This window comes from Methanobrevibacter sp., from assembly GCF_045577275.1.
Taxonomy (GTDB): domain Archaea; phylum Methanobacteriota; class Methanobacteria; order Methanobacteriales; family Methanobacteriaceae; genus Methanobrevibacter.
The window spans coordinates 1-24,377 of record NZ_JAZNIB010000016.1; the positions used below are offsets into that span (position 1 = coordinate 1).

Consider the following 24,377-nt stretch of genomic DNA (forward strand, 5'->3'; position numbering starts at 1 on the left):
TTTTTTCATTCTATTCCATTATATCTTATTCTATTTGCATTGGTTTTTCAATTAAAATTAAAATATAACAATTAACATCAATTTTATAAGTTTAAATCAATTTTTTTATATAAATATTACCTTTCAATCGCTCTTTCTAAAACCTTTTTATATAACTTAGTCCTAATATAATTGTAATGTCAAATTCAATATTTTGCCCAAATTGTGGGATGCTTAAAAGTAATTGCGTATGTGGAAAATACGTTGCAGATAGAACCAAAAAACCTTATCAGAAAAAGGAAAAGAAGTCTGAAAGTTCTTCTTCAAGCAATAAAAAATCTAAAGGTGCTAAAGGTCTTTATCAATATGAGAATCGCAATCCGATAACTGTCAGCGAAGATTTGGACCTTCCAGTTGCAGAAGTCTATGATATTGCAGAACATGACCTTCCTCAAGAGGTAATTGACAGGTTAAAAGAGGAGTACCCAGAAATTCCAGAACAAATTATAGAGAATTTCCCATTTGAACAGCCAAGAGAAGGTCAATTGGAGATTATAGCAGACATTGAAGAAGCAATCTCAAAAGGTTATAAGTATATTATTTTAGAGGCAGGTACAGGTACAGGAAAATCCGCTGTAGCTTCTACCTTGGCCCGTATGTATGAATCTGCATATATTCTAACAATGACAAAACAGCTTCAAAAGCAATATGCAGATGAATTTGATTTCCCACTTGTAAAAGGTAGGGGAAACTTTGATTGTCTAAAGGATGGATTGGAGGTTACCTGTGATATGGGTGCATGTAAGACAGCACCTAAAAATTCCAAGTTCTTCTGTCCTTATGGAATAAGCAAAAATCCAACACTTACAGGAGATTTGGCTTTTCAAGATTCATTCGGAGCAGATATTTTCTTCCAAACCAATGACCACTGCAGCTATTGGCAACAGAAGGCAAATGCAATCAACTCACCAATCACATTGATGAACTATGATTATGCCATTTTGGAGTTGAATTATGTAAAGCACTTTGGAAAAAGAACCTTGCTGATTCTTGACGAAGCACATAACATTGAAGATAAGCTAATGAAAACAATGGAGATTAACCTATACAATCGTCAGCTTGAAAAGGACATTAAGAAGGTAATAAGTCCTCAAACCCTTAAAAGCAATGAAAAAGGCGAATGGATAATGGAAATTGATGCAATTCAAGGTCATTATTCAGATATTGAGATTAAGGACTTGCCGACAAACAAGGCAGACAGAATCAATTCCACCATTTCAAAATTAAAGGCACTGAAAACCAATCTTGAAAAAGAGCCAGGAAACTGGGTAATCGATGCAGATGAAAATGGGGTATCATTCAAACCGCTTAGAGTCAATCATTATGCTGAAGATTATCTCTTCAAGCATGGGGATGTTGTAATATTCCTAAGTGCAACCATATTGTCCCATAAGATGTTTTCAAAATGGTTAGGATTGGATCCACGTGAAGTTTATCACATTCAAGTTGACAGTCCGTTTTCAGTTGAAAAAAGGCCGATTGAATTGAATTTAGCTGGAAAAATGTCTAAAAGTAGGGTCAAGCAATCTGCTCCAAAGTCAATTGAAATTTTGCAGAAGATCTTAAAGAGGCATGAGGGAGAGAAAGGACTGATTCATACTCACAGCTACAAATGCCAACAATACATTATCAATAACCTATACAGCAATAGGCTGATTGCTCATGGAAACAACAATAGGGAAAGGGTATTGAAATTCTTTGAAGAGGATGAAAACCCATTGGTCCTTGTTAGCCCATCCATGAGTGAAGGTGTTGATTTGCCTTATGACAAGTGCAGATTCCAGGTAATCTATAAGATACCATTCCCATATCTTGGAGATAAGCAGGTTCATATGAGAATGAAAAAGGACCAAAGATGGTATGCATATAAGACTGCAATGACCTTAATGCAGGCTTACGGAAGGGGAATGAGAGCAGAAGATGACTCTTGCGTAACCTATATCTTGGATTCAGATATTCAAATGCTTCTTAAGAGTCCTTTGTATAAGTCATTGATTCCAGAGTTCTTTAAGGAAGCTATTGTAATTAATGATGATCGTATAATTTAACTCCGCTTTTCCAGGCCTTCGGCCTGCAAAACCGGAACCAAAACTTTTTCACTGGTTGGGAGTGTATCCTTGCTAGTTTCTTTTTTCATAATGAGTGATAATATGGTGGTAAAAAGAGAAGAAATTGAAATTGAAGGAATCCCTATAATTTTAGAGAGGAAGAATATAAAAAATCTATACCTTCGAATCAAACCAGACGGCACTGTTAAGGTTTCTTCTCCTATGAGATTATCTGATGAAGCCATAAATGATTTTGTATTGTCAAGAATAGATTGGATTAGGGAAACTCGAGCAAAGATGCTTGATAATCCACCTAAACCTAAAGTGAAATACAAAGATGGAGAAACCCATTATATTTGGGGAGAGCCATACACACTTCAATTAATCGACAATGAAAATGCAAAAAAGGCATTTTATGACAGCAAAGAGCATATCATTTATCTTCCTGTTCCAAAGAGATCTACCATTAAGCAAAGGGAAAAGATCTTGTTTGAGCTATACAGAGATGAAATGAATAGGAATTTAGACTACTTTTTACATAAATGCACATATTTTGTTGGAAAAGAGCCAAAGGAAGTTAAAATCAGAAATATGAAAAATTGGGGTAACTGCAGAAAGGATAAAAGGGTTACCTTAAACTTAAAATTGGCTAAAAAACCACCAATCTGCACAGAATATGTTCTCATTCATGAATTATGCCACTTGATTGAATTCAATCATGGTCCAAGATTCAAGGCACTTATGGATAATTTCTGTCCTAATTGGAGAGAGATTAAGCAATTATTGAATGAAGAACACTAATCATTGTAAACATAAAGAGAATATTTATATAAAACCAGTACAATTAAAATTATAAGAAATATCAAAAGGGGTGATATGATGGAAGTATTAGGTTATCAATTGATTAAAATAGATAAGACCACCTACGATGCCACTGTACTTGCCAAGTATGAAAAATTGGAAGACATATTAGTGGCATGTGAAGAAAAAGGGTTGGATATCATATTTTTCAATGAAGGTCAATTGATTTTAGAATCCATAGAAGAAGAGTCTTAGTTTTTAAAAACGGACCTAGGGGGATTTGAACCCCCGACCTTGGGATCCGAAGTCCCACGTCATAATCCTGACTAGACTATAGGCCCAATAAAAATAGTTATAATTGTTATTCTTATTTTTCATCAATAACAATTATGTCTATTATATTAATTTATTTATTATCTTTTTTAAAATTTTAGTTTTAATCTCATTTTTTTCAATTTTAAATTTACTTTTTTAATATTAGTTAAAATTATTAATTAAAAAAATAAAAATAGAATTAGATAGAATTTTTAAAATTCAATAAAAAAAATTAAAATTCAATAAAAAAAAATAAATTAAATTAGGTAAAATTTATTTAATTAGAATTTTTATATTTTGTGATTATCATGCTTACCAAAAGAATTATTCCTTGTTTAGATTGTGACCTACAGGTTCCAGAAGGCAGAGTAGTTAAGGGAGTTGAATTCAAGCAGATTCGTTATGCTGGAAATCCAGTTGAACTTGCTACCAAATATTACGAAGATGGGGCAGATGAAATCGTTATATTGGATATCACCGCTTCACATGAACGTAGAGGAACCATGGTTGATGTTATAGAAAGATTGACTGAAAACGTATTCATTCCAATATGTGTAGGTGGAGGAATAAGAAAGGTAGAGGACTACACTCGCATGCTTAAGGCGGGAGCAGACAAATGTTCCACAAACACTGCAGCAATTCACAACCCTCAGCTATTGACAGACGCTTCCAAAGTGGTAGGGTCTCAAGCAGTGGTAATAGGAATCGACGCTAAAAGAAGATATGTTGAAGAGGACAAGGAAGCTGCAAAAGGAAAAACAATTGTAGACAGTGAGCAAGGGGAAGTATGGTTTGACTGCAGTATCTACGGAGGCAGAGAGTTTACTGGAATGGATGCCATAGCATGGGCACAGGAATGTCAGGACAGAGGTGCTGGTGAAGTTCTTCTCACTTCAATGGATGGAGACGGAACAAAGGACGGCTACGACCTTGTTTTAACAAAGGCAATCAACGATAATGTGGACATTCCAGTCATTGCATCTGGAGGGGTAGGAAACCCTCAACATATTCTGGAAGCTTTTGAAGTTGCTGATGCCAGTGCAGCACTTGCAGCAAGTATTTTCCACTTCAATGAATATCCTGTTCCAGTAGTCAAGAAATACTTAAAGGAAAAAGGGGTTCCAATAAGAGAAACCTTTTAGAGTGAAATCATGACCAATCTCAAATTCAATTCATTGATCAATCTTAAGCTGACCCAAGAATCCGGTCAAACTTCACAGCCTCCATGGAGGCAAAATTCTATTGGAAATACTGATGAGTTTAATGAATTAATTTACTTAAAAGTTCCTTCAATTATTAATGAACTTAGTGATGAAAGCATTAATTTAAATGGACTTCCAATTCTTTTAAAGCTATCACAAGATAAAAATGATTTAAATAGTTTCACTTACATATATGAGTTTCCTAAAAAAGTGGGAAATCATCAAATTTCTAATTTTTTTGACACAAATAATTTATCAAATAATGAAATCAAGATTATTGAAAATGAAATCAAAAATGAATTGACCAAAATCTATGACTTGGACTTTGACTTGAAAAAGTTCTATGATTTTTTATCAGCTGATGAAAAGTTAGCACCGTCTGTTGATTTCTGCAAAGGATTGAGACTATTCATTGCAAAGGATCAATTTGAATGCATCATATCTTCTATATGTTCTGCAAACAATTCAATTGCAAGATGGACAAAATCAATTGACAAGATAAAGCATAATTGGGGAGAAAAGGTGGAATTTGATGATGGAATTTTCTATGGATTTCCAAGTCCAAATCAATTTTTAGACTTCTATGAAACTCCAATCGAAGAGGCTGAAGCAGATGGGCACAGCTATGAAATCGAGTGCTATACCCATAATCTGAAGTCCTGCGGTGTCGGCTATAGGACACCTTATATGGTAAAGGCAAGTCAAATGCTGATTGATGAGATTGATATCAATCAAATAGGTTCTATGGATTATGATGAGGCATTTGATTTGATTTTAAAATTGCCTGGTGTTGGTGCAAAGGTAGCGGATTGCATTTTATTGTATGGATTTAGGTTTGAGGAAGCATTCCCCTCTGATGTTTGGATAAAAAGAATAGTTTCTCACTTATACTTTGATGGAGAGGAGATTTCAGCAGACCAAACCAGAGATTTCGGCATAGAACACTTTGGAGATTATGCTGGATATGCTCAGCTTTATCTATTCCATTATGCACGAAAGTCAGGTTTGATGGATAAGATTAAAAGCAAATAGTTAAAAAAATAGCATTGTATTTTAAAATTGAGAGGAAAACATGAAAAAAAGATATTTATTGTTGATTTTATTAAGCCTATTTTTAATAGTTTCAACAGCCAGCGCTGATGATATTGTTTCAGATGATTCTGCCCCAGCCATTGATGATAATGGTGGTGAATCAGTAGATAATGATATCACAGATCTTAATGAGGATGAGTCATCAGATAGTTCTAGTGATACTGATAATTCAGATAGCAGTCCTGCTGTATCTAATTCTTCAAATAATGGTTCTGCTGTTCAATTCAATAAGACTCCTTACAAGTTTTCATCCACTAAAAACATAGCATCAACTTATGGCAAAAAGGTTAAATTTTCTGTTAAGGTGCTTAATAAGGATGGAAAAGCCATCAATCATACATTGGTTACTTTCAAAGCTAATGGGAAGACATATAAGGTATATACCAATGCAAGTGGAATAAGTTCCATTACTCTCAATTACAATTCTGGAAAGTATACAGTCAAGTATTATGCTGGAAATCTTTCTGGAAAGAATACATATACAGTTAAAAATTATTACAAAATCACTCTTTACAAATGGAAATCTGGAGCTAATGTGCTTAAAAACAAGAGAATCAAGGCAAATGTTCCTAAATCAGCTATTGTAAAGAAGATAATCAAGTTGGCAAAATCAGGCACGCCAGTTATCAAGTTCAAAGGAGGAAAAGGAAAGGTTGTTTTCATTACAGCGGGATGTCATGGAAATGAAATTCCTCCGCAGATTGCTGCAATGAAATTGATCAAGTATCTGGAGACACATTACATTAAAGGTACAGTTTATGTCATGCCATTCATGAATCCAAAGGGAACTGCAGCAAATGTGAGAGATTATAAAGGGGTTCATTTAAATAAGAGAGCCAATAAAAAGGGAACAATCTCTTATAAGACTGTTCAATTGATTAAAAAGTTCAAATGTGATTCCTATGGCGATTTCCACGCTACAAGACCGGGTGGAAAGCCAGGCAAGAATCTTGTTTTTGGATCCTATAAGCCAACTAAAAAAAGTGCAGCAATTGCTAAATACATTGCTAAAAATGCAAAAGTGAAATATAAGATTTACAAAAGGGCGGGAGCAGAGTATCCTGGAGCCTTAGAGGATGAGGTTAATTTGAAAAAAATTCCTGCTGTAACCTGTGAAGTACTTAGTCCTCATGGAAAGATTAAAAAAGGGTCTGTTTCCAAGTCATTATTGATGATGAAAACACTCTTGAAATATAATAAACTTCTTTGATTTTAAAATTTAAGGCCTAGATGGCCTATTTTCTATTTTTTATAATTAATTTATTATTTTTTTATTCATCAAACTCTTTTTCAAGCAAGATTGTTACTGGACCATTGTTGAGTAAACTTACATTCATGAATGCACCAAAGACTCCTGTTTCACATGGAACTTCTTCACTGCATTTTTCAACAAAATAGTCAAATAATTTTGTAGCTTCATTTGGAGCCAATGCCTTATGGAATGAAGGTCTGTTCTTTTTGGTTTTTCCATATAATGTAAATTGAGGAACAAGGAGAAGTTTTCCACCAATATCCTGTACTGATCTGTTCATTCTGCCTTCATCGTCAGGGAATATTCTGAGTTTGCATAATTTTCTTGCCAAATATTCAACTTCCTTTTCGCTGTCTGTCTGGCCAAAGCCTACTAACACCATTAATCCTTCCTCAATCTGGCCTGTGATTTCTCCTTCAACTTCTACGCTGGCATTTGTTACTCTTTGAATGACTAATTTCATTATAATTCTCCAAAAATTGATATTGCTGATTACAACTATAAAAATTTAAAATTCAAATTATTTAAAAAAAGCATTAAAACTAAAGTTAAGAATCCCATAGGAATTCTTAACAGTAATTTTTCCTAAAAAATTGAGACAATTTTGAAACCGATAAATCAAAATTCTCTTATTTCTAGTTTACATTTAATTATATTTAAATTTTTTTAAGAAGAAGGAAAAAACTTGCCAAAGGAAAAATATAAAAAACTCAATTCCCTCATTTCACATTTTTTTAAAATATTAATTGTTTCATTTTTAACTGTTTCAAATGAAACATTTATAATATATAAAAGGCAATATAATATTGAAAGTGATTACTTAAATTTTTAAAGTAGGTGAAATAATGGAAAGTGAAAGCTTTCAAGGAATAATGGATAGCTCTCCTTTAATAGCATGGATTCATAATCTATCTAAAAATCATTTCAAATACTTGAAGTCTAAGATTGCTGAATTTGACTTAGGCCATGAAGTAAGATACATCATGATGATTTATGATAACCCTTGCATTTCTCAGGATGATTTAGTTATAATGTCTGGTCAAAGCAAGGGAAACATTGCCAAATCCTTAAAGAAATTAGAGGATGATGGATTCATTAAAAGGGAAGTCAATCCGGACAATAGAAGAAAATACATGTTAAAGACCACTTCAAAGGGGGATGAATTGGTTCCTAAGGTCAGACAAATCTCTAAGGATTGGGAAAAGGAAGTGGGAATAACAGAAGAAGATCGAGAATTTATTGAAAGAATTAAGGAAATAGCTATCAATGGCATGAAATTAGTTGAAGAATTGTAATCTTAAGCTTTCATGCAGATTTGGCATTAATCATGTTTATAAAAAAGGGATAATATGAAATTTGATTCAGAAACCTCTGTAGTGCTTGTATCATTTCTTACATCATTTTTTGCAGTGTTTTTAGCTGCAGGTATAGTCATAGGGGTTCCATCAATAGCAAGTGAGTTTGGAATGAACAATGTTGTTCAAAATTGGATTATCACAATCGCTTTGCTTGTTGTAGCCATATTCACTCTTCCTGCAGGACAATTGTCCGGTAAGTTTGGTGTTAAGAGGTCCTTGGTAGTAGGGGTATTGATTTTCCTTGTCGGTTCAATAGGAGCATGCTTGTCATTCTCTGCTGAGTCATTCTTATTTTTCAGAGTGATCCAAGGAATCGGTGGGGCATTTTCAAATGTTGCATCTATGGCTATGGTTGTACAGGCAATCAAGCCTCAAAACAGAGGTAAGGCTTTAGGATTTACAGTAACTGGTGTTTATTTGGCAGGGTCCCTGTCTCCTGTAATATGCGGATTTTTGGTTTATAACTTTGGCTGGAGGTCAATGTTTTACTTTACAATACCGTTCTTCCTTGTTTGTATTGCACTTATGATTTTAAAGATTCCAGGAGATTGGAAAACATATGAAAATGATAAGATTGACAGTATAGGTTATCTCATTTATGGAATAGGAATTTTGCTCTTCATTTATGGATTTACAAGCTTAATGACCACTATGGGTAAGCTTAGCGTTGCAATAGGTTTTATTTTGCTTCTTGTCTTCGCATATTATGAAACCAGAGTCAGCACTCCTGCATTCAACATGAGATTATTCAAGAACATGAAGTTCACTTCATCTAATGTTGCAGCATTATGCAGTTATCTTGCAATAGCATCACTTACCACAATATTGAATTATCATTTCCAATATGTCAGAGGATGGAATGCTCAAATGGCGGGGCTTATTCTAATAGTCACTCCAATCATTATGGCAATAATGGCTCCTAATTCAGGAAAGCTCTCTGATAGGATTCATCCACAGAAATTGGCAGCTATTGGAATGACAATTGCAACATTGGCCCTTTTGATTTTAATATTCCTAGATGCAAACACTCCAATTTGGCTTATTGTCATTGCGATGATCTTCCAAGGTGTAGGTATGGGAATGTTCACAACTCCAAATACAAACGCAATCATGAGTTCTGTACCTCCAAATGAAACTCCAAATGCATCTGCAGCACAATCTGCAATGAGGACAATTGGTCAGACCATGAGTTTAGGACTTCTTACCCTTGTATTCGCTTGGATTATGGGAAGCTTGAAGTTGTCTTCCCAATATGCAGGTATGGTTGTACAAGCATCTCAAATAGTTTGTATAATTTGTACAGTCATTTGTATAGTTGCAATATTCGCATCACTTGTAGGAATAAAATCTAAAGATGAATTCAATACAAATGCAAGTTAAATTTATTTATTCTTATTTAAAATGTTTTAAAGGTGAAAATTAAAATTTGATTTATAAATATTTCAATTAAAATTTAAATTAATGAGTTTTATATTATAGAGGGATTGTTATGAAATTTGATTTAGAAACTGTTGTAATAGCGGTATCATTCATTACTTCATTCTTTGCAGTATTCCTATCCAATGGGATTATCATAGGAGTGCCAGCTATTGCACAGGAATTTGCAATGAATAATGTTATTCAAAATTGGGTTCCTACCATATTTTTCCTTGTGGTTGCTGTATTTACAGTTCCTGCAGGACAGATATCCGGTAAGTTTGGTGTTAAAAAATCTTTGCTTGGTGGAGTCTTGCTCTATTTATTCGCTTCAATAGGTGCAGTGCTTTCATTCTCTACAGAATCATTCATGATCTTCCGTATGCTTCAAGGTGCAGGTGTAGCATTCTTGAACGTATCTGCTATGGCAATGGTAGTGCAAGCTGTCAAGCCTCAAAACAGAGGTAAGGCTTTAGGATTTACAGTAACTGGTGTTTACTTGGCAACTTCATTGTCTCCGGTTATATGCGGATTCTTGGTGCACAACTTAGGCTGGAGGTCAATGTTCTACTTTGTAATTCCATTCCTAGTGCTTTGTATTGCCCTTATGATTTGGAAAATTACAGATGAGTGGAAAACCTATGAAAATGATAAGATCGATACAGTAGGTTCTATTTTATATGGAATAGGCATATTATTATTCATTTATGGATTTACAACATTGGCAACAAGCACAGGTTTAATGTTGACCATTCTCGGACTTATTATCCTTGTAATATTTGGAGCTTATGAACTTAGACAAAAATCTCCTGTATTCAATATGAATCTATTCAAGAACAAGAAGTTTACTTCATCCAATGTTGCAGCTTTATGCAGTTACATTGCAGTTATGGTAGTTACAACTATTTTGAATTACCATTTCCAATACGTTAGAGGATGGAATGCACAGATGGCAGGTATGATCTTAATCATCACCCCAATCATCATGGCGATTATGGCACCTAATGCAGGTAAGCTTTCAGATAGGATACACCCACAGAAATTGGCAGCTATTGGTATGGGAATTGCAACTGTGGCTCTTTTGATTCTCACATTCCTGAATGGTGACACACCGATTTACCTTGTCATTATAGCTATGATCTTACAGGGTATCGGTATGGGACTCTTCTCAAGCCCAAACATGAATGCAATCATGAGTTCAGTTCCGCCAAAAGATGCTCCAACAGCTTCAGCATCTCAAGCAACCATGAGAACAATTGGTCAGACCATGAGTTTAGGTCTTCTCACTCTTGTATTTGCATGGATTATGGGAAGCTTGCCACTTGCAACCAAATATGCTGGCATGGTCGTCCAAGCATCTCAAATCATTTGTGGTATCTGTACCGTTGCTTGTATCCTCGCGATATTTGCTTCATTGGTCGGTGTAAGATCCAAAGACAAATTCAATACGAATAGACCAACTTAGATAAAAATAGTAAAAGGATATATTTTTTAAATTATATCTTTTTAATCTTTTTTTAACGATATAAATTGAAGTAAAATTATTTTTTTTATTAAAAAAAGTAGTAAAGAATAGTCTTTTGACTATTCTTAAAAATTTTTTATTTTTCTTATTTTATGGTAAGCTTTGCAGTTTTTGTGATTGCTGCATACATATTGTTTCCAGCAAACTTAGCAGTGAAGCTGTAGGTTCCTTTTTTGTTTAGGCTTACTTTGACAGTTGCAACACCTTTATCATTGGTGGTAGCGCTGTAGGATTTACCGTTTACGGTAAATGTGATTTTCTTGTTAGCTACTACTTTTCCGCTTGCAGATTTGAATGTTGCGGTTAAGGTTTTACTTGTTGCACTTGCTTTGAAAGACTTATTAGGAACTGTTAAGCTTCCTTTTTGCTTGTTTACAACAATTTTAGCAACAGCAAATGATCCATTGTAGTTTTCATCACCTAAGAAGCATATTGCAAATGTGTAGGTTCCTGCATTCTTTAGGTTGATTTGCAAGTTTGCCTTACCATCTTTGTCGGTTACTCTATCATATACTTTACCATTGAATCCAATTTGCACTGCTTTATTTGCTAAAGCATTTCCTTTGCTGTCTTTAAGGGTAATGGTGAAATTTTTTCCGATTCTGCCGTCAGTATCCACGTCAACTGCAGTTGTAGTCATGTTTTCATATATTATTTGACTTGTGACTTTAGCAATATCTACACTTAGTTTTTGATATGATAATGAATAGTTTTCATTTCCTTCAAATAGGATAAGCGCTTTGTATGACCCTGATTGCAATTCATTGACCGGTACTTTTATTTGCCCTTTATTGTCAGTTGTGTAGGTTTTTGGACCATCTATATCAACAGTTAGTTTTGCTCCTTTGATTAGCTTCGCTTCGCTGTCATATAATGTGATGACTATTTCATCGGCACTGCCATATTCTCCGACATAGTCTTCACATTCAATCATTGTTCTGGATGGAATGACAGTCATTATTGAAGAGTTTGTTGATCCAGTGTAATTTTCGTTTTCATCAAATCTAACTGTCAAAGTGTGTGGACCTATACCTAGATTTCTAGCGGATACTCTTATTTCTCCATTTTGATCGGTCATTGTGGTGGAGTTCTTTTCATCAATTTGTATAGTTACTGGAGCGAATTTAATTGTCTTGCCGTTTCCATCTCTTAAGATAACAGATACAAATTGTCTGCTTGCATTAAATTCAAAACTAGCATCATATGTAGAGATTTCAGTTGAAGCTTTAGTTATTTTTAATTCGGCTGCAACCCCAACCACTTCAGGCAATTCCTCAATGTATATTGAAGCTATGTAGTCACCAGGGCTTAAATTGACTTCCCATCCTTCTCCTGTTGGAGCATAATAGGTTCCTACCTTTTCACTACCTTGATAAACAGTGATTTTTGCTTGAATGCCATCTAATGGATGATTATCAGGGGTAACTAATTTTATCTCTAATGTTTCGCCTGAATCATATGTGGAGGTATAATCTGAAGTAACTAAGCTTGCACTAGAATAGACTTTTGTTTCACGATATTCGTTGTTGATGAAAATACAATTCACTGCAATGCCTTCAAGCATTGCATCACTTTTGCTTTCACCAGGAGCTGGCTCTTCACCATTCTCATATGCCTTATTGTCGGTGAAGTTGGAGCTTATTGCATTTCCATCGTTCATAGCTCCACCATAATTTGCAGTGTTGTTTATGAAATTACAGTTTATTGCATTTCCTTCATTGATTGCTCCACCTGTAGATTCTGCATTGTTCTCTGTGAAGTTGGAGTTTATTGCATTTCCTTCATTGATTGCTCCACCGGCAGAATCTGCATTGTTCTTTATAAATGTACAGTTTGTAGCAGTTCCGCCATCCATTGCTCCACCATGGCTTGCTTTGTTTTCTACGAAATTAGAGTTGGCTACGTTTCCTTTTCCATCAATAGCTCCGCCATAATTTGCAGTGTTGTTTATGAAGTTAGAACCGGTAATGGATCCATCATTCAGGTACCAATAGATTGCTCCACCATTTTCTGCCTCGTTGTCTGTGAAGTTACAGTTGGATACGGAACCATTTGCACTAATCCAGAATATTGCTCCTCCATTGTATCCTGCAATGTTTTCTGTGAACTTGCAGTTGGATACTGTATTGTTCATTAATCCATCTGCATCTACTGCTCCACCGTCATCTGCTGTATTGTGTGCAAAATTACAGTTGGATATAGTACAGTTGGCACTGCCATATAAATTTATAGCCCCACCATCCATTTTTGCGTGGTTGCTTTCAAAAGTGCTATTGGTGATATTAAGATAATTATGGCTGGCAATGCCATAAATTGCACCATCAATTTCTTCAGTATAGATAGCTCCCCCACTTTGTTCTGCTGAGTTGTTTATGAAAACAGAATCAGAAATGGTTCCTGAACTATAATACATATGAATAGCCCCTCCAAGTTTTCCTCTATTGTCCTTGAAAGTGCAGTTGTTGATAGTGGCATTATCAGAATACCAATAAATAGCTCCTCCAGCTCTGGTATTTTGAGAAATAGCATAGTTATTAATGAAATTACAGTTGGAAACAGCAGTATTTGTACCCATCATCATAAGCGCTCCCCCTACAAGGGCAGTATTATTTATGAAACTGCAGTTAGAAAGGGATCCGTCTTTTCCTTGCCATAATATAGCTCCGCCACTATATTCATCGATTTCTCCATTAATAAAATTAATGTTGTGGATTTTCACATTTCCACTGCTTACTTGAAAAATACGTGCTAAATGGTTTCCATCTATTGTTATTCCATTACCGTCAATACTCAATTCACGTTTAATAATAATTCCATCTACAAGACTTGAATCGGAATCTGGATTAAAGACATAATTTTTATTTAAACTAATCTCTGTATCGTCATTTCCGTTAATGTCATTTTCCAAATCTGTAAATGTTCCTGTAGTTTCAGATAGTTTCTCCTCTTCATTATTGCCCTTTGAAATAGGATCTTCATTTACATTGTTTTCATCCAAAACAATGTCTTTATCAGCATCATTTAGAATACTTTCATCACTCAGACCTTCTTCTAAAATGATTTCTTCATTATCCTCCATACTGCTTAAATCACTTGCAACATCTTCTGCAGCACTAGCTGCGGATATTGTAATCATAAATACAAGAAATATTAACAGTATGCAAATATTTCTGTTATTTTTCATAGTTTTCCTCTAAATACTTATAATAAAAATTGAAAATATTCAGTATATTAATATTTAACTCTGTTAATGATTAATTATAAATTTTTATATTTTTTATTCACCTCTGTTAATCCTATATTTTTAAATAAATTATTATAATACATTCACTAAAATATTATTATGAATGAATTGACAGATGAACTTTTTAATTTTTTTAAAAAAGAGATAATATTCTCCATATCTCTTATTTTAGCTATTGTTTCTTGTTTTTTTGTTAAACCAAGCTTGGATTATTTAAATTATATAAATTGGGAAACAATTATACTTCTTTTCATCATCATGCTAATTGTGGAGATTTTGAAAAATCTGTCAGTTTTTGAGATTTTGGTTCGAAAGCTATTGAAAAAAGTTAAAAATAGTCGTGGGCTTGTTTTATTTTTGGTATTTACTTGTTTTTTCAGTTCAATATTCATTACAAATGATGTTTCATTGATTATTTTTGTACCATTTACATTATTGGCTTTAAAGAAAGTCGATAGGCTTGACTTGATAATATTCACAGTTAGTTTGGAAACCATTGCAGCTAATGTGGGGTGTATGGTCCTTCCTATTGGGGCTCCACATAATATTGTAATGTATACAGTGTCCCATATTCCATTCCTATCATTTTTCATGCTTCTATTGCCTTATATTATTGTATCAGTTGCATTTTTAGCGGCATTGTCATTTTTCATTCCAAAAGAGAATATTGCCCTGCCGGCTATGCCAAAGATTGAAATTGATAGAAGTCATTTTTTGAAAAGGGTATTTCTTGGTGTGGATTATTTCCTGCTTTTAACATTCATTGCACTGTTTATCCTGATAGGCAATCTAGAGAATATTCCATTTTTCAATGAATTGTTTAAGACTTGGATTGTTGGAAATGAGGTTCTTTGGGGAGTGATTGCATCTCAATTCATTTCAAATGTTCCTTCTGCAATATTGCTAAGCGGTTTCAGTACAAATTATGAGGCAATCATCATTGGAATCAATATTGGTGGTTTAGGAACTCTCATCGCTTCTATGGCAAATCTGATTTCATATAAGATCCTTATTCGAGAGCATGATGAGTTTAAAATGAGATATTTGATTGTATTTACTGTATTAAATGTTATTCTGCTTGCTATTTTATTAGGAACATATGTTCTCATTAATTAAAAAAAGCTGTTTTTAAAAAAGAAGAGATCTAAAATAGTAAATTAGTAAACAGTAAAATAAAAATCAGTAGTAAATAATGCAATAAAATTTTTAAAAAAAGGGGGAAGAATTTTAAGTGCGTGTTTAGGATTCACTTAAAACTCTTTTAATTTTATAAATATCAAAACATTCTAGTATTTCGAGATGAGGGGGACTGTTTCGAATTGATTTGTACTAGAATCTTTTGATAGGCTGTCACGTAAATGAGGGGGTTTATTTACGCGACAAAAAATTCCTGTGTTGTTATGTTTTGATAAAAACATAGATACAACAATTAATTTTTTTGATAAAACAATTAAAACAATCGTAAATTCTTTTAATTCTTTTATCACTAAAATTTTTTTATAGGTATATTTTGGGGAATCTTTTTACTTTTAATTAAGTGTGATTTACATATCACAATAGTATATATCAAAAAATCAGTATATAAAGATTTTCGAATGCAAGTACTTGCTTGCATCTTTAAATATTAAAAAATTAGTTTATAATGGATTGTTTAAAAATTTAAAGATAATATGGAGGTTATTTTAGATTTGAAGGTTTTTAGAAAAAATTTAGAAAAATAATTTAGTTTTATTTTAAATTTAAAGTTTTAAAAAAAGTTAAAAAATAGTCTAAACGAATGAAAATTCAAATGGAGTTGGACAAATTTAAAAAAGAAAATTGGAAAAAATCTTTTAATTAAGATTTTATCCATTATAATCAATACAATAAATGATTCTTATTTTATTCCATTATAGATAATGTCTAAAACATCTTCACTGGTGAATTCTGGTTTGAAATCAGGATTGTCATGATGTATTTGATATATCATGATAGATTGGAAAAGTATACTATAGCATACTAATGAAATAGCTTTAGAATTAATTTCTCTAATTTCGCCTTTTTCTATTTTCATTTCAAAGAATCCTTCTAATTTTTTGAATACAGGTTCTACGATTTGTGAAATCAAGAGTTTGTTTTCAGGATTCTCTCTAACTTCTCCTAAAGCTACTCTAACAATCTTCGCATCTTCTTCTTCAAATTCTAACATTCCATAAAATGATTTGTTAAGATATTCATCTACAGTTTCATCTTCTGTGTAATCGAAGTTTTGTTCCAACTTATCTGTAAATTTTTTCAAATAGAAATCTTTAGTAGCGGTTATCAAATTCTTCTTATTTTCGAACTTTCTAAAAATAGTTACTTCATTAACCCCTGCTTCAGAAGCTATTTTTTTAGTAGTTGTTTTTGCAAGCCCCTCTCTTTGAAGAATATTAAATGTTGCTTCCATAATTTTTTCTTCGGTATTTTCCTTTTCGCCAAACATAATTATAAATTTATTTTTCTATTATTTAATATTTTATTAATTTTTCTAGTAAAATTATGAAAAATTCATTAAATTTGAATAATTTTTATGTATTTCATTTATATATTGATAAATTTTAGCAATTTATTATAAAATTAAAAAAATCGAACAATTAAAATAAAATAATTTTAAATTAAATAATTTAAGATCTAATAATTAAAAATCAAAATTAAAAAATCACAATAAAAATATTGAAAAATAGAATAATATATCCGATTTTTAAAAAAGAAAAAAAAGAAAAAAGTTTATTTAATAATAAACTTCTTTAGAAGTCAAATCCTCCGCTGCTGCTTGTTGGCATGTAAGGGATCAATGATTCTGCCAATTTTGTAATTGGCATGGTTTGGATCCATATCTTTCCAGGTCCAGTGACTCTAGCAAAGAATAACCCTTCTCCGAACAATATGTTTTTAGCTCCTTTGACTCTTTCAATCTCAAACTCAACGCTTTCTTCCATTGCAGCGAGATGTCCTGGGTCTAAAAGTAAGGTTTGACCTGGTTCCAATTCATGCTCAATAACTTCACCATCGATTTCTATAAATGCCATTCCTTCTCCAGAGAATTTTTGGAGAATGAATCCTTCACCACCGAATATTCCGGTTCCAAGCTTGTTTTTAAAGTATATGTCGAGGTCAACACTATCTTCAGCAGCTAAGAATGCATTTTTTTGACCGATGAATGTATTGTTTCCATTTAATTTGATTGACAAAATTTTTCCAGGTGTACGTGCTGAAAATCCTATTTGCTGATTGTCTGATTCTGCAGTGAAGAAGTTTAAGAATAAGCTGTCTCCAGACAATGCTCTTCCAAGACCTTTTAGAAGGCCTCCGCCTGTATTGGTTTCCATCTTCATGTCTTTTGTCATAAATGACATTGCCCCGGTTTCATTCTTCATGGTTTCTCCTTTTTGTAATGTGCAGATTACAATAGGAAATGAACCGCCACGTATTTCATATTCCATATTTTTTCACCTAATCATTGTTTTATTTTTTTATTATTATTTTTTTATTATTTCTTAATACTATATATACTTAACATTCTTATCTAGTTGTTTTGTATATATTTGAATAATGAGAACGTTTAAATTATGAGTCCCATATTAAACAATTTTTTTTAAGTTAAGACAAAAGTTTTTTTAATGTTCAATAACAAAGTTAACTTATTTACTTTTTATAAATGATGTTTAAAGGATGAAATTATGACTAATGCGAATCAGTGGGGCAGTACCTTAACATTTATATTGGCAATGATAGGTTCTGCCGTTGGACTTGGAAACATTTGGAGATATCCATATGTGCTTTATTCTAGCGGCGGAGGTGCATTTTTTGTACCATATATTATAGCTATTTTATTGATGGGAATCCCTATTCTTTTCTTGGAGTATGGTATCGGATTCAAGTTCAAGTCATCCTTTGCTAAAACAATCACTCAGATTGATTCCAGATGGCAATTTTTAGGATGGTTCATCCCCCTTTGTTTGCTTACAGTAATGATTTATTATTCAAGTCTATTAAGTTTTGATGGAATTTACATTTTTTTAAGCATGTTTAAAGCGTGGGGAGCAGATCCAAACTTATTCTATTCAAGCACTCTTACACATTCAACCACCAATCTAAGTGGGGTCTTGAATTTCATTCCTGTAGTTGCAATTGCCCTTCTCATTGTTTGGTCACTTGTTTGGTTCATTTCTCACAGGGACTTGGAAAAGGGTTTAGGCAGAGTCTCTAAAGTCTTGGTTCCATTATTATTCGTCATCATGATTTTAATCGTTGTGTTCTCAGTCACTCTTCCTGGTGCTTCCATTGGTCTTGCTGAATTGTACGCCCCTGATTGGTCACTTTTAACAGATTTTAATATATGGATGTTGGCATTCAGTCAAATCATCTTCTCTTTGAATATCGGATTAAGTGGAACTATAACCTTTGCAGGATATCTTAAGGAGGATACAGATATAATTTCCAACACCCTTATAATCGCTTTAGCGAATTCATTCTTTGAAAACATTTCAGCGATTGCTGTCTTTTCAATATTAGGTTATATGTCTTTGCAGACTGCAACACCTGTTTCCGATATTGTAAGCCAAGGCACTGGATTGATATTTGTAGTTTACCCTGCTGTATTCAATATTTTAGGTCAGTGGGCATATGTCATTGGGCCATTGTTCTTCCTGACAATTTTCATTGCAGGACTTACCAGCATTTTGACAATGATTGAACCATTATCCTTTTCAATACAAAATAAATTTGACATATCCAGAAAAAGGACAGTGACAGCACTATGTATTATCGGAGGGTTGATGTCAATGGTCTATGCAACTGCCTTCGGCGGCACATTGCTTGAATATGTTGATGCCTATATCAATCAGATTGCAGTATTGTTTTGCTTAATCCTTGAATGCATCCTCTTTGCTTGGGTATACAAGGCTGAAAACTTGGTTGATTATTTGAATTCAAAATCAAGATCAATTAAGGTGGGTAAAGCATGGCTCTTTATTGTAAAGTATCTTCTTCCTGTTGGTATTGCAATTGTTTGGTTTGGTGGAATGGTGGAAATTGTACAGGACTATTCCCTTGAAAGATTAGTTATTACACTTATCTGTGCAGTAGTCGTATTTGCAGTATGCTTATTCTTAACCCTTAAGAAACCTACTAATCCCAATTGGGATAATTGAACAGCATTATTGAACTGATTATTAAGCTGAATTTATTTATTTAAAAAAGGTGGGTTAAATGGTAAAAAGTACCTATTTAACTAATTTTTTTAATTATTCTATTTATTTTCAAACTTTCTTCTTTCCATAACATGTTCATCTAATCCTCTTATTCTTTTTGTTACCCTTAGAACTATATCTATGGATAAGCCCAAAGTGAATATTGAGATTATTATTGCCATCCAATCAGTAAATACGATGCCTTTAAATATATAAGCTATGAATATTGTTATTAAAGGCACAAATAGCCATTGGGTAACATAAATGTTTATAATGTGGCTACTTAATAGGGTGGCTGCTTTAATGATAATATCAGGCAAAATTTTGCTTAAATAGTAGCAAAGACCTATATTTGCATGAGCATAAAGCAAACAGAATAATGCATCTATAAAGGTCATGAAATAATATTGATGGATGTCTGTTAGGAAACCATTGCTTATTTGAGTTGAGATAACAAAGTAAATTAAAGCTATTATGAGATATATTGGCCAATATTTAAAGAATTGATTTTTATCTTTTGCTCTAATAAAGTATTGTCCCCAAATATATCCTCCAACAGGTATTATAAACCAATTGAATAATGGGAATGCTGTAAATCCACCTTTTGTTCCAATGAAATAACCAAAGAACAAGTTCAAAACAGGCATTCCAAAGTCAGTGTATCTTAAAACAGACCCAATAATGGACATTGTTATAGCAATGATTATGAGGGCTTCATTTGATCTCTTCACTTTTTTGGAAATGCCCAGTAGAATAAATGTCAAACCAGCAAATTCTAAAATATCTATACAAAAGAGCAATAATCCTCCAGCTATTGTGAAAACATCCCAACTGCCAAAAAGATATCCGTAAACATAATAAGGTATAAAGAATTCAAAGATATTTACTACGATACCTGCTAGGAACAAAGTTATTCCTCTCTTTATCATTTGGCCCCATTGGTTGTGTCTTGAATAAACAATTCCTACGCCCATACAAAACATGAAAATAGGTGCAGCACATGGTCTTCCTAAAATATTTGAGCATATAAGTGCATATCCATTGCTGATGTTATTGTCAAAAGAAAAAATCATCCATACCACATGAACGAAAACCATAAAGATTATTGAAAATGCCTTCGCAATATCCAATTCTGCTTGTCTTCCAGTATTGACTTTTTCCTCTGAAAATAAATTATTTAAATACATTTCATATACAACCTAATTTTCACATTTCATAATTTTTATGAAATGGCATATTTCACTACAATTATTCTTAAATAAAGAATGGGGCTTATCATTTATTTTTTTACTTTAACAGTTGTTTTTAGATAATCTTTACCATAAGCTACCTTTACAGAATATTTTTTTCCTTTCTTAAGCTTTTTGATAACTGCTTTTTTAATGGTAACTGTGGCCACTCCCTTTTTATTGGTTTTTGCCTTGTAGGTTTTTCCTCTAAAGGTAAATTTGATTAGTTTCTTTTTAGCAAGTTTTCCATTGAGCTTAAGGCTTGCTTTAAGTTTAAACCTCTTAACTGATTTCTTTATCTTTACTTTATTTGCTTTAAGAACTTGTTTCACCTTTACAGTTGTTTTAATAGTGTCTTTAAGGTAAGTGACTTTTACAGCATATGATTTTCCAGTAAGTTTTTTGATAACTGATTGTTTGATTGTTACCTGTGCTATTCCTTTTGCATTGGTTTTTGCCTTGTAGGTTTTTCCTCTGAATCTGAATTTGATAACCTTGCCCTTAATTGCTTTTCCATTGATCTTAAGGCTTGCCTTAAGGACAAGTTTCTTGTCAGTATTCTTTACGCTTGTTTTAGTTGTTTTAAGGACTTGTTTTACAGTAACAGTATTTTTATAGGTTTTTCCACGGTATGTTGTTGTTACTGTGTACTTTCCAGGCAAGTCAGTTATTTTTATTTTTGCAATACCATTGTCATCTGTTTTTACTGTTGTGCCTTTACCGTTGATGGTGAATTTAACACTTTCTCCAACTCCAACAGCTCTGCCTTCTGCTGTCACAACTTTTACACGGAAATAGGAACCTCCATCATAGTCAACAGTAATGTTTTTATTGTTGATTATTTTGGTATCATCAGCTACTGTGTAGACTTTAAGACAAACTGTCTTGTTTAAAGGTGCTAAATCAGTCCAACTGTTATTATCTTTGCTTACAAGAGATGTTCCATTCAGATAATGCACTCTTGACCATGCTTGATATGGGACGGCATTGCTTTTGAATACAACCTTGAATTGGTCTCCTGTTTTGACTGGAATGTACTTATTTAAGATGATTGTTCTGAATCCTGCAAACTCGCTTATGCCAGTTTGGGAGTGAACCTTTTTATTGTTTACAAATATGTCAAAGGAATATTTGATTCCGGATTCATTGAAGTAAGTTCCTACAGCACCAATCAATTCATAGTATTTAGAGGTGAATTCATTGGAATAAAGGGTATAATTTCCATCGAAGCCAGCCAAACCGGTTAAATCAGTTTGGTAATTCACATGATAGTCAATGTTATTTTCAAAGATATAAGCTATGGCAACTCTTTGAGGCACGATGGCATAGTAATCGACATCTGGGAAATTAGTGTAACTCATATTGCTAAATCCTGTTAAAGAATCCTTGCATATCCAGCCTCCTCTTTCATGAGAGAAACGATCAATATAATTGTCATCCCATCCTATAATTGAAACGAAATGTGTGCCATGGTCCATAATGGCAATATCCTCACCCTCAGTTGGGATTTCTTCTTTAGGTTTCTCTATCCAGCCTTGAACACTAACTGCCCCATATTTCATTATGGCATGTTTTATTAAATCTATGGTGTCATTCATTCCAGTATAGATGAATATTGCATCCTGAACATGAATCCTCTCAACATCCATGTCTTCATCTGCAATCATTCCCCTATCATCATAAGGACCGTCAATAGGTAAAACCCCATACCAACTTAACGCGTAACCTAATCCACTATATGAAAAACCGGTTAAGCTGTTTCTTAAGTCTCCAACATCATAATATTTTAATTGGAGTTTCTGAGCATAGTTTTGTGACAGATTGAATAATGTTCCAGTGGATTTTGCAAGAGAGGTTTCAATGGATGCTATTGTAGCAAATGCCCAACAGTCATCATTGTCCCCTTGAAGTTTTCCAGGAGTTACCCATCCCCAGTCGCGGGCATCAAAGCGGGATGGAAGGGTATCAACAATTATTTCATTTTCTGTGAAATTAAGTTTAATTCCTTTGCTTTCTACTGAAACAATATAATTATGATTGTCCATTAAGAAAATATCATCGTTCTTCTCCACATTTTCAATTTTTGAATCGTTTGCAAAGTCTGCGTAGACAGCTACTCCTCCATTGTTAAATATGGAATCTGAGAAATTCACTTCAACATCATGGGCATAAATCGCATTTGCTGCCATATTAGATTCCTCAAGCACTTTATTAGATGTGAAATTAGATTCTTTAATGAGCAATTTGTGCTTGTCAAAGAATATCGCCCCTCCATTCTTAGTTGCAGTATTGCTCTGGAAATCTGATTTTGTAATGTTTAAATTAGTCCAGGATGAGTAGATTGCTCCTCCTTTGAAGCTTGCAGTATTATTTATGAAATTACATTCATTGATATTCAATGTTCCTCCTAAAATGGATATTGCTCCACCAAAACGGGAATTACAGTTGGTAAAATTGGAACCTTCAATATTCATGATTTTAGGGATATTATAAGATCCAGAATCAAGATCTATATGTATCGCTCCACCATCGTTGGTGCATGTAAGATTGTCGAATATGCAATCCTTAATCAAAATTGGGTCTGATGGAATATAATGAGGATTAGAGGAAGTTCCTATGTTTATAGGGTAGTATTTTGCAAGGATTGCTGCCCCACTTGTCTCGGAATATGCATTTGCAAATCTTGAATTGACTAGTTCAATGCGGTCTCCCTTGAAATTAATTATGGCTCCACTCTCAGAAGTGAAATTTTCAAAAATGGAATTGTAGACACTTAAATGCCCTCTATTTCCTTTGATCATTGTACCATTAGCATATCCTGAAAAAATTGAATTATTTAGAGTTATATTAGAATAAGATTCTGATATGATAGTGCGACCATGGTTTTGATAAAAACTGCAATTGTTTGCAATCAGCTCAGCATAAGATATTGAAAATATTCCAAGCAGTGGGTCAGAGCAGTTTGTAAAGTTAACATTATTTAATATTGTTTTTCCCCTGCAGTAAAAAGCTGTTATATTGAAATTTTTAAATGTCAAGTCATTAATGATGATTTCTCCTGCACTATTTTCAAGACTGAATTGTGCCCCTATGTCTGCACCGTCAATAACATGATTTAAACCGTTGAGGATAAATCTATTTTTATCTATTTCTATTTCTGGATAGTCTAATATGTTTAATAAATCGTAGTCACAGCTTTCATTGAATCTATAATCATGTTCAAGAGTTAATTCTTCATCTGATTGGTTGATTAATTTATATAAGGCTAAAAAAGAGTATTCGTCCTCTTCTACAGGTTCTGCATCTCCATCACCATCAGCTTGTATCAAGGTGTTGTCTGAATTTCCCATATCTGTTTGGGCTTGATTAAAAGTATAATCCTCCTCTTCATTGGAGGTGTATAATTTGTTTTGATTTAAATCATTATTTGATTGAGATTCCTCATATGAATCATCTATCTGATTTTCCTTCATTAAATTGGCATCTTCAGATATGTGATTGTCATTAGCATCAATTGCAGCAGTTTGACTCTCACTAGCAGATACTGCAGTGATGCTAAATAAAATAAAGATTAAAATCAAAATTGAAATATATTTTGATTTATGTTTCATAGTTTCCCCCACTTTTTAATCCTAAAATTTTT

At 33.2% G+C, this 24,377-nt stretch carries 17 protein-coding genes and 1 tRNA gene; 11 read left to right on the plus strand and 7 right to left on the minus strand.

Features of this window, described 5'->3' with window-relative positions; genetic code table 11:
- The first annotated feature begins 176 nt into the window (after positions 1-176).
- The 3 genes from ACKI67_RS00510 to ACKI67_RS00520 all read left to right on the plus strand — a co-directional run bounded on the left by ACKI67_RS00510 (position 177) and on the right by ACKI67_RS00520 (position 3,143).
- A complete protein-coding gene (locus tag ACKI67_RS00510) occupies positions 177-2,087 on the plus strand; it encodes a helicase C-terminal domain-containing protein (protein ID WP_407461424.1) in 1,911 nt (636 codons plus the stop codon).
- Between the two features lie 102 nt (positions 2,088-2,189).
- Entirely contained in the window at positions 2,190-2,888 is a 699-nt protein-coding gene (locus tag ACKI67_RS00515; RefSeq protein ID WP_407461425.1) for a M48 family metallopeptidase, read from the plus strand.
- 78 nt (positions 2,889-2,966) lie between these two features.
- The gene (locus ACKI67_RS00520) at positions 2,967-3,143 is read left to right on the plus strand and encodes a hypothetical protein (protein ID WP_407461427.1); all 177 of its coding nucleotides are present in this window, start codon (positions 2,967-2,969) and stop codon (positions 3,141-3,143) included.
- Positions 3,144-3,153: 10 nt separating this feature from the next.
- Here the strand turns inward: ACKI67_RS00520 and ACKI67_RS00525 are convergent.
- Positions 3,154-3,229: transfer RNA gene (locus ACKI67_RS00525), tRNA-Arg, on the minus strand.
- A gap of 282 nt (positions 3,230-3,511) precedes the next feature.
- Here ACKI67_RS00525 and hisF point away from each other — a divergent pair.
- From hisF to ACKI67_RS00540, 3 genes are read left to right on the plus strand one after another with little or no spacing between them, the layout of a single operon-like run.
- A complete protein-coding gene (gene hisF, locus ACKI67_RS00530) occupies positions 3,512-4,345 on the plus strand; it encodes an imidazole glycerol phosphate synthase subunit HisF (RefSeq protein ID WP_407461428.1) in 834 nt (277 codons plus the stop codon).
- Between the two features lie 9 nt (positions 4,346-4,354).
- A complete protein-coding gene (locus ACKI67_RS00535) occupies positions 4,355-5,437 on the plus strand; it encodes a DNA glycosylase (protein WP_407461429.1) in 1,083 nt (360 codons plus the stop codon).
- A 40-nt stretch (positions 5,438-5,477) separates the two neighbouring features.
- The gene (locus tag ACKI67_RS00540; RefSeq protein ID WP_407461430.1) at positions 5,478-6,707 is read left to right on the plus strand and encodes a succinylglutamate desuccinylase/aspartoacylase family protein; all 1,230 of its coding nucleotides are present in this window, start codon (positions 5,478-5,480) and stop codon (positions 6,705-6,707) included.
- Between the two features lie 61 nt (positions 6,708-6,768).
- On the opposite strand, the gene dtd is transcribed toward ACKI67_RS00540, so the two are convergent.
- On the minus strand, positions 6,769-7,212 hold the full coding sequence (gene dtd / locus ACKI67_RS00545) for a D-aminoacyl-tRNA deacylase (RefSeq protein WP_407461431.1): 444 nt from the start codon (positions 7,210-7,212) through the stop codon (positions 6,769-6,771).
- Between the two features lie 382 nt (positions 7,213-7,594).
- Between dtd and ACKI67_RS00550 the strand changes: the two genes are divergently transcribed.
- The 3 genes from ACKI67_RS00550 (at position 7,595) to ACKI67_RS00560 (ending at position 10,988) form a co-directional block, all read left to right on the plus strand.
- Entirely contained in the window at positions 7,595-8,044 is a 450-nt protein-coding gene (locus ACKI67_RS00550) for a MarR family winged helix-turn-helix transcriptional regulator (protein WP_407461432.1), read from the plus strand.
- A gap of 54 nt (positions 8,045-8,098) precedes the next feature.
- On the plus strand, positions 8,099-9,487 hold the full coding sequence (locus ACKI67_RS00555; RefSeq protein WP_407461433.1) for an MFS transporter: 1,389 nt from the start codon (positions 8,099-8,101) through the stop codon (positions 9,485-9,487).
- A 109-nt stretch (positions 9,488-9,596) separates the two neighbouring features.
- On the plus strand, positions 9,597-10,988 hold the full coding sequence (locus ACKI67_RS00560) for an MFS transporter (RefSeq protein ID WP_407461434.1): 1,392 nt from the start codon (positions 9,597-9,599) through the stop codon (positions 10,986-10,988).
- Positions 10,989-11,133: 145 nt separating this feature from the next.
- On the opposite strand, the gene ACKI67_RS00565 is transcribed toward ACKI67_RS00560, so the two are convergent.
- The gene (locus ACKI67_RS00565; RefSeq protein WP_407461435.1) at positions 11,134-14,184 is read right to left on the minus strand and encodes an Ig-like domain repeat protein; all 3,051 of its coding nucleotides are present in this window, start codon (positions 14,182-14,184) and stop codon (positions 11,134-11,136) included.
- Between the two features lie 207 nt (positions 14,185-14,391).
- Between ACKI67_RS00565 and ACKI67_RS00570 the strand changes: the two genes are divergently transcribed.
- The gene (locus ACKI67_RS00570; RefSeq protein WP_407461436.1) at positions 14,392-15,408 is read left to right on the plus strand and encodes an SLC13 family permease; all 1,017 of its coding nucleotides are present in this window, start codon (positions 14,392-14,394) and stop codon (positions 15,406-15,408) included.
- 760 nt (positions 15,409-16,168) lie between these two features.
- Here the strand turns inward: ACKI67_RS00570 and ACKI67_RS00575 are convergent.
- Together ACKI67_RS00575 and ACKI67_RS00580 are read right to left on the minus strand one after the other, a co-directional pair.
- Positions 16,169-16,756 (minus strand): TetR/AcrR family transcriptional regulator, encoded by a 588-nt coding sequence (locus tag ACKI67_RS00575; RefSeq protein ID WP_407461437.1) that lies wholly within the window; start codon positions 16,754-16,756, stop codon positions 16,169-16,171.
- Between the two features lie 304 nt (positions 16,757-17,060).
- Positions 17,061-17,756 (minus strand): TIGR00266 family protein, encoded by a 696-nt coding sequence (locus tag ACKI67_RS00580; RefSeq protein ID WP_407461438.1) that lies wholly within the window; start codon positions 17,754-17,756, stop codon positions 17,061-17,063.
- Positions 17,757-17,993: 237 nt separating this feature from the next.
- Here ACKI67_RS00580 and ACKI67_RS00585 point away from each other — a divergent pair, with 237 nt between their 5' ends.
- Positions 17,994-19,466, plus strand: a complete 1,473-nt coding sequence (locus tag ACKI67_RS00585; RefSeq protein WP_407461440.1) for a sodium-dependent transporter — start codon at positions 17,994-17,996, stop codon at positions 19,464-19,466.
- A gap of 98 nt (positions 19,467-19,564) precedes the next feature.
- Here the strand turns inward: ACKI67_RS00585 and ACKI67_RS00590 are convergent, their stop codons facing one another.
- Positions 19,565-20,692, minus strand: a complete 1,128-nt coding sequence (locus tag ACKI67_RS00590; protein WP_407461441.1) for a heparan-alpha-glucosaminide N-acetyltransferase domain-containing protein — start codon at positions 20,690-20,692, stop codon at positions 19,565-19,567.
- Positions 20,693-20,784: 92 nt separating this feature from the next.
- The gene (locus tag ACKI67_RS00595) at positions 20,785-24,345 is read right to left on the minus strand and encodes a lectin like domain-containing protein (protein WP_407461442.1); all 3,561 of its coding nucleotides are present in this window, start codon (positions 24,343-24,345) and stop codon (positions 20,785-20,787) included.
- Between the last annotated feature and the right edge of the window lie 32 nt (positions 24,346-24,377).

Bases quoted from the DNA above. Each gene is read 5' to 3' on its own strand.
- ACKI67_RS00535 (WP_407461429.1), top strand. From the start codon at position 4,355: ATGACCAATCTCAAATTCAATTCATTGATCAATCTTAAGCTGACCCAA.
- ACKI67_RS00520 (WP_407461427.1), top strand. From the start codon at position 2,967: ATGGAAGTATTAGGTTATCAATTGATTAAAATAGATAAGACCACCTAC.
- ACKI67_RS00555 (WP_407461433.1), top strand. From the start codon at position 8,099: ATGAAATTTGATTCAGAAACCTCTGTAGTGCTTGTATCATTTCTTACA.
- ACKI67_RS00570 (WP_407461436.1), top strand. From the start codon at position 14,392: ATGAATGAATTGACAGATGAACTTTTTAATTTTTTTAAAAAAGAGATA.
- ACKI67_RS00560 (WP_407461434.1), top strand. From the start codon at position 9,597: ATGAAATTTGATTTAGAAACTGTTGTAATAGCGGTATCATTCATTACT.
- ACKI67_RS00575 (WP_407461437.1), bottom strand. From the start codon at position 16,756: ATGTTTGGCGAAAAGGAAAATACCGAAGAAAAAATTATGGAAGCAACA.
- ACKI67_RS00595 (WP_407461442.1), bottom strand. From the start codon at position 24,345: ATGAAACATAAATCAAAATATATTTCAATTTTGATTTTAATCTTTATT.
- ACKI67_RS00550 (WP_407461432.1), top strand. From the start codon at position 7,595: ATGGAAAGTGAAAGCTTTCAAGGAATAATGGATAGCTCTCCTTTAATA.
- dtd (WP_407461431.1), bottom strand. From the start codon at position 7,212: ATGAAATTAGTCATTCAAAGAGTAACAAATGCCAGCGTAGAAGTTGAA.
- ACKI67_RS00585 (WP_407461440.1), top strand. From the start codon at position 17,994: ATGACTAATGCGAATCAGTGGGGCAGTACCTTAACATTTATATTGGCA.
- ACKI67_RS00510 (WP_407461424.1), top strand. From the start codon at position 177: ATGTCAAATTCAATATTTTGCCCAAATTGTGGGATGCTTAAAAGTAAT.
- ACKI67_RS00565 (WP_407461435.1), bottom strand. From the start codon at position 14,184: ATGATTACAATATCCGCAGCTAGTGCTGCAGAAGATGTTGCAAGTGAT.
- ACKI67_RS00590 (WP_407461441.1), bottom strand. From the start codon at position 20,692: ATGTATTTAAATAATTTATTTTCAGAGGAAAAAGTCAATACTGGAAGA.
- ACKI67_RS00580 (WP_407461438.1), bottom strand. From the start codon at position 17,756: ATGGAATATGAAATACGTGGCGGTTCATTTCCTATTGTAATCTGCACA.
- hisF (WP_407461428.1), top strand. From the start codon at position 3,512: ATGCTTACCAAAAGAATTATTCCTTGTTTAGATTGTGACCTACAGGTT.
- ACKI67_RS00515 (WP_407461425.1), top strand. From the start codon at position 2,190: ATGGTGGTAAAAAGAGAAGAAATTGAAATTGAAGGAATCCCTATAATT.
- ACKI67_RS00540 (WP_407461430.1), top strand. From the start codon at position 5,478: ATGAAAAAAAGATATTTATTGTTGATTTTATTAAGCCTATTTTTAATA.